The 6,485-nt window shown below is 51.5% G+C and carries 5 protein-coding genes; 4 read left to right on the forward strand and 1 reads right to left on the reverse strand.

The annotated features are described in order from the left end of the window. The first annotated feature begins 93 nt into the window (after positions 1-93). The 3 genes from rluD (at position 94) to clpB (ending at position 4,515) form a co-directional block, all read left to right on the forward strand. Entirely contained in the window at positions 94-1,068 is a 975-nt protein-coding gene (gene rluD / locus ABYK60_RS07405) for a 23S rRNA pseudouridine(1911/1915/1917) synthase RluD (protein ID WP_372871332.1), read from the forward strand. 1 nt (position 1,069) lies between these two features. After that, complete coding sequence (gene pgeF, locus ABYK60_RS07410; RefSeq protein ID WP_372871333.1) at positions 1,070-1,834, forward strand: peptidoglycan editing factor PgeF; 765 nt, start codon at positions 1,070-1,072, stop codon at positions 1,832-1,834. Between the two features lie 107 nt (positions 1,835-1,941). Then, positions 1,942-4,515 (forward strand): ATP-dependent chaperone ClpB, encoded by a 2,574-nt coding sequence (gene clpB, locus ABYK60_RS07415; protein ID WP_372871334.1) that lies wholly within the window; start codon positions 1,942-1,944, stop codon positions 4,513-4,515. 238 nt (positions 4,516-4,753) lie between these two features. On the opposite strand, the gene ABYK60_RS07420 is transcribed toward clpB, so the two are convergent. Then, a complete protein-coding gene (locus ABYK60_RS07420) occupies positions 4,754-5,212 on the reverse strand; it encodes a DUF4124 domain-containing protein (protein ID WP_372871335.1) in 459 nt (152 codons plus the stop codon). Positions 5,213-5,294: 82 nt separating this feature from the next. Here ABYK60_RS07420 and pssA point away from each other — a divergent pair, with 82 nt between their 5' ends. Then, positions 5,295-6,116 carry a CDP-diacylglycerol--serine O-phosphatidyltransferase gene (gene pssA, locus ABYK60_RS07425; protein WP_372871336.1) on the forward strand — a complete coding sequence of 274 codons (822 nt, stop codon included), beginning with the start codon at positions 5,295-5,297 and terminating at the stop codon, positions 6,114-6,116. Positions 6,117-6,485 lie beyond the last annotated feature (369 nt).

A 6,485-nucleotide genomic window follows, 5' to 3' on the forward strand; every position in this document is an offset into this window, starting at 1 on the left:
TTAAGAATTCTTCCATTTCACGATAAAATGGAAAGCATCCGATTGTAACAGATAGCACACCAATTTGGACCCCGAAGGTGGGGTACGGTTCCCATGACCCAAGAGATTAATCTAAAAAGCGAGATTTCAGCAACACAAACGGGGCTGAGACTGGATCAGGCTGTTGCGGAATTATTTCCCGACTATTCACGCACCCGTATCAAAGAATGGATATTGGCAGGCAATGTCTATGTGGATGGCGTCTCCGTGACCAAACCCCGTGAAAAGGTGCTGGAATCCCAGGTGATCGAAATCGAAGCCTACCTTGAAGAAGAGGTGGTAGCTGAAGCGCAGGCCATCGATTTGGATATTGTTTATGAAGATGACGACATTCTGATTATCAATAAGCAGGCCGGTTTGGTGGTTCACCCCGGAGCTGGCAATGCCGATGGCACCCTGATGAATGCACTTTTGCACCATTGCCCTGAAATTGAGCATGTGCCCAGAGCCGGTATCATCCATCGTCTGGATAAAGACACCACAGGTTTGATGGTGGTGGCCAAAACTGTTGAGGCTCAGACTCATCTGGTGGCGGCATTGCAAGCCCGTGAAATTACCCGTGAGTACGAGGCTATTGTATTGGGTACCATGACAGCCGGTGGCACTGTGGATGAGCCCATTGGTCGTCATCCGACCAAACGCACCCATATGGCGGTGCATCATGGTGGTCGTCCTTCGGTGACTCATTATCGGGTGGCTGAAAAGTTTCGCGCCCATACCCGTTTGCGTTTGCGCCTTGAAACCGGCCGTACTCATCAAATTCGTGTACATATGGCGCACATTGGTCATGTGCTGGTGGGTGACCCTGTGTATGGTGGCCGTCCCAAACCGCCCAAGAATGCCAGCCCTGAGTTTTTTGAAATTCTGAAAGGTTTTACTCGTCAGGCGCTGCATGCGGTGAGGCTGGAGCTTGCGCACCCGGTGACCATGGAAATCATGACCTTTAATGCGCCGATCCCTGAGGATATGGTGCAGCTGACCAAGGCGCTTCGTAAAGACACCGAAGCCAACCCGCAGGATCACCTGTAACATGCCCATTGGCGAATGGCTCATCCCCCAGGGGGTACACCTGGCGTTTACCAGCCGTAATGGTGGTGTAAGTCAGGCTCCTTACAGCAGCCTTAATTTAGGGTTGCATGTGGGGGATGATGCCGGATGCGTGCTTGAAAATCGCACCATTGTGCACCAGCGGCTCGGTCTGTGCGCCGAACCCGTGTGGTTGGAACAGGTGCATGGCATACATGTTCATACCATCAGCAAATCAGATACCAGTGCATCTGGTAAGGCATCTATGGTTGCTGGCGGATCTGAAGTTCCCAAAGCCGATGCCTGCTACACCAAGGTGCCCGGTGCCGTGTGTGTGGTGATGAGTGCCGACTGTCTGCCGGTGCTGTTTGCCTCCAGGGATGGCCTTGAAGTGGCAGCAGCGCACGCAGGCTGGCGAGGCCTGTGTGAGGGTGTACTTGAGGCCACTCTGGCACAGTTTGAATCAGCGGCAACAGATATCTACGCCTACCTTGGGCCTGCCATTGGCCCTACTGCCTTTGAAGTTGGTGCCGAGGTACGTGCGGCTTTTATAGTGCAAGACGCCCAGGCGGAATGCTGTTTTGAAGACATTGGCGGCGGAAAGTACCTTGCCGATATCTTTGCCCTTGCGCGCCAGCGTCTTGGTCGTGCTGGAATCAAGCATTGTTTTGGCGACGATATTTGTACCTACTCTAATCCATCCGAATATTTTTCTTATCGCCGCGACCGGGTCACTGGCCGCATGGCAGCGCTTATCTGGCGAGATTGATTCGCATTTTTGAAGGTGGGCGAATTTTGTCCACTTGAAAAATCCCCATTCAGCCCCATCTTTTAGGAAACCCCGGAATCCCTGCGGTTCGTGTTTCAGGAGGCTGTATGCGACTCGATCGTATGACCAATAAATTCCAGATTGCAATTTCTGATGCGCAGTCTCTGGCGCTGGGCAGAGACCATCAATTTATTGAACCCGTGCACCTGATGATGGCGCTGCTGAATCAGGATGGTGGCTCGATTCATCCTTTGTTGACTCAGGCCGGCATTCGGGTGAGTAACCTGCGCTCGCTCCTGTCTCAGGAGCTTGAGCGGCAGCCGCAAGTAGAAGGCACTGGCGGTGATGTGCAGTTGTCGCAGGCGCTCATTCGTTTGCTTAATCTGTGTGACAAGCTGTCGCAAAAGCGTAAAGACAAATACATTTCCAGCGAGCTGTTTGTACTGGCAGCGCTGGAAGGTAATGACCCCCTGGCGCAAATCCTTAAACAGGCCGGAGCCTCTAAAGATAGGCTTGAGCAAACCATTGAGGATATCCGCGCAGGCCAGAAGGTTGACGATCCCAACGCTGAAGATAATCGTCAGGCACTGAAAAAATATACTGTGGATCTTACTGAGCGCGCCGAGCAGGGCAAACTCGATCCTGTGATTGGCCGTGACGATGAAATCCGCCGTACTATTCAGGTGTTGCAGCGTCGCAGTAAAAACAACCCCGTTTTGATAGGTGAGCCCGGCGTAGGTAAAACAGCCATCGTCGAAGGGCTTGCACAACGCATCATCAATGGTGAGGTGCCTGAGGGCATTAAAAATAAGCGGGTGTTGTCGCTGGATATGGGGGCCTTGGTCGCGGGTGCCAAATACCGTGGTGAGTTTGAAGAGCGCTTAAAGGCGGTACTCAACGAGCTTGCCCAGGAAGAAGGCCAGGTTATTCTGTTTATTGATGAGCTGCATACCATGGTTGGCGCCGGCAAGAGTGATGGTGCCATGGATGCCGGCAATATGCTTAAGCCAGCGCTGGCCCGCGGTGAGCTGCACTGCGTAGGTGCCACCACCTTGGATGAATACCGTCAGTACGTTGAAAAAGACGCCGCCCTTGAGCGCCGTTTCCAAAAGGTGCTGGTGGACGAACCTTCGGTGGAAGACACTATTGCTATTCTGCGTGGCCTAAAAGAGCGCTACGAGCTTCACCACCACGTTGAAATTACCGATCCGGCGATAGTGGCGGCGGCCAGTATGTCGCACCGCTATGTGTCGGACCGTAAACTGCCCGATAAGGCCATCGACCTGATTGACGAGGCAGCATCCAGCATCCGGATGCAGATTGACTCAAAGCCTGAGTCACTTGATCGTCTGGAACGCCGTGCCATTCAGCTCAAGTTGGAAGAGCAGGCGCTGGCAAAAGAAAACGATGAGGCCAGTCGCAAGCGCCTGGAGCATTTACGCCATGAGCTGAAAGATGTGGAAGCCAAGGCCAATGAACTCAATGAGATCTGGCGTACTGAGAAAGCGGCACTTGCCGGAACTCAGCATATTAAAGCTGATCTTGAGCAGGCGCGGATGGATCTGGAAGTAGCGCGCAGGGCTGGCGATTTGACCCGCATGTCCGAGCTGCAATATGGCCGCATTCCAGAGCTCGAAAAAGAACTCGACTTGGCGGCTCAGGCAGAAATGCAGGATATGAGGTTGCTGCGTAACAAAGTCACTGATGTGGAAATTGCTGAAGTGCTGTCCAAGGCAACCGGTATTCCGGTGGCAAAAATGCTCGAGGGTGAGCGCGAAAAGCTGCTGCAAATGGAGCATGCACTCCATGAGCGGGTGATAGGTCAGAACGAGGCGGTTGATGCTGTGGCCAACGCCATTCGCCGAAGTCGCGCAGGGCTTGCCGATCCTAACCGGCCAATAGGTTCGTTCCTGTTCCTTGGTCCGACCGGGGTGGGTAAAACTGAGCTGTGTAAATCGCTGGCAAAATTCCTGTTCGACACCGAATCGGCGTTGGTGCGCATCGATATGTCGGAATTTATGGAGAAGCACTCTGTTTCCCGTTTGGTGGGGGCGCCTCCCGGCTATGTGGGTTACGAAGAGGGTGGTTATCTTACCGAGGCGGTGCGCCGCAAGCCTTATTCGGTGATCCTGCTTGATGAAGTGGAAAAAGCGCATCCCGATGTGTTTAACATTCTGTTGCAGGTGCTGGATGATGGTCGCCTGACCGATGGTCAGGGCCGCACCGTGGATTTTCGTAATACAGTGGTGATCATGACCTCGAACCTTGGCTCCGACATTATTCAGGAACGTTTCGGCACCCTGGATTATGCCCAGATGAAGCAAGAGGTCATGAATGTAGTGGTGCACAGTTTCCGGCCGGAGTTTTTAAACCGGATTGATGAGACTGTGGTGTTCCATCCATTGGACGCAGACCACATCAAAAATATTGCCTCCATCCAAATTGAGTCGCTGCGTAAGCGTCTGGCGGAAAAAGAGTATGAACTTCAGCTAAGTGATGAGGCGCTGGCCTTTATTGCAAGGGCCGGCTTTGACCCAGTCTATGGAGCGCGGCCACTGAAGCGTGCACTGCAGCAAGAGGTGGAAAACCCGCTGGCGCAGAAACTGCTGCGAGGCGAGCTTATTCCCGGCAAGCCTATTAGGGTCGACTGCCAGGATGCTGAGTTGGTGTTCGCTCAGTAAATCGTCTTTTGATTACCGCACCATGATTGGTGCAGTATGAGTAGCGCATTATAAAGGGAGCCGTTTGGCTCCCTTTACTTATTAAAGCATTAGTCACTCCGGACAGGCGCTAATATGCCAGGATTTGGCTGTGTGCACTGATGCTCGGGCAAAGCAGGGTTTTCGCTGGCAGCTACAACAGCCCTGATGGCTAAATTGGTATTACGGCTCAGTTATGCTCTAAGCCAAACCAAGCTGTTTAGTTCTTTTGATCTTTGCAGAATAGTTTGATTCGCTTATTGGCTTCAGCGAGTACTTTTTCTCGTTCGCTGTCAGACATCTCCACTGTTTCATTGGTAGTGGGATCTTTTTGAGTGACACGACTATAACTGGTCAACACATCCACATTTTGTCTGGCTTGTTCGCAAATAGCATCGGCCTGATCTGCATTTTGTTGGCGGATGAGATTTGCATTTTTTTGTTCGTCGCTGATTGGTTCATCCTCTGATTTTGACCGAGGTTTGGGTGAATCAAAACCCATGCGCTTTGGTTCTATTTGCTTTGCATCCAGTGTTTGAGTTTGGGTTTCATCAGCAGGCGGCTGCTCGCTATAGTGGGTAACACCATTCTTATCAACCCACTTGTATATAGTGGAAGCTCCGGCCATGCCACTTACCAGCAGCAGTGACACCAACAATACCGGGTATCTGGATTCCATAAACCTGTCTCCAAAAGCGCTCGCCAGCAGTAGGCGAAAGTGTGATATCTTGTTAGGGATGTTAATCAATGATACTCAGTGTATGCAAAATATTGACAAGCCAACAGTAAAAAATCGCGGTATCTATTTGCTGCCTAATCTGTTTACCACTGCGGGGCTGTTTTCAGGCTTCTACGCAGTGATAGCGTCCATGAACGGTCAGTTTGAATCGGCAGCCATTGCTGTGTTCGTTGCCATGCTATGTGATGGATTGGATGGCCGGGTGGCAAGGCTGACCAATACCCAAAGCGAGTTTGGTGCAGAATACGACAGCATGGCCGATATGGTGTCCTTTGGTATGGCGCCGGCACTGATTGCTTACAACTGGGCCTTGTCAGATCTCGGCAAAATTGGCTGGCTTGCTGCTTTTGTTTATTGTGCCGGTGCAGCACTGAGATTGGCCAGATTTAATACCCAAGTCGGTGTGGCAGATAAGCGTTGGTTTCAGGGGCTTGCAAGCCCTGCGGCCGCTGCCGTGATTGCCGGCACCGTCTGGCTTGGCAATCAGTATCATATTGATGCAGGTTCGGTGAGTTATCTATTTGCTGCCGTCACTATCTGTACAGGTCTTTTGATGGTCAGTAACTTCCGCTACCACTCGTTTAAAGAAGTAGACTGGCGTGGCAAGGTTAACTTTATCGTAATCTTGCTGGTGGTTGGGGTGTTCGTGGTTATTTCGGTCGAGCCTGCACTCATCCTTTGTCTGGGTTTTTATCTTTACGCCCTCTCAGGGCCAGTAATAACTATCCGCTCGGTCAGGAAGCTTAAAGTTTCTCACGTGGTGGGCGATGATGAAGATGATGTCGACTCGGTGATGCAGGAACAGTCAGCCCAAACTAAGGGAAAACACAGCCAGCCCAAATAATAGGGTGTCGTTGATGGAAAAGATCTGAACCTGGCCTTTATCCTGGAAAGCTCTGGCGTAGAATCGGGCTAACTTTGCTGAAGGGACGTTCAGACTCAAACGCTGCTTTGCGGCGTTTTTTATTTGGAAAATTGCCGAAAACTGACCATACTTTGAACCCTTCGACGCTGTTTTGTGCATGATGGTCGAAATTTATTCGTTTAGAGCTTTTTTGGCAAAAAAGCCCTTGCGCAAAAGTTTGGGCTCCCTATAATGCGCATCCACTGACACGGCAAGCGGCGCCAAGCGTAGCGGGTTGTGAAGGTGGTTGAAACGAGCGAAAGTCAACTTCAACAGCGCTTCAAGAAAGTTTGCAAAAACTGCTTGACG

The sequence above is a fragment of the Shewanella sp. genome, from assembly GCF_041630135.1.
Lineage (GTDB): Bacteria > Pseudomonadota > Gammaproteobacteria > Enterobacterales > Shewanellaceae > Shewanella.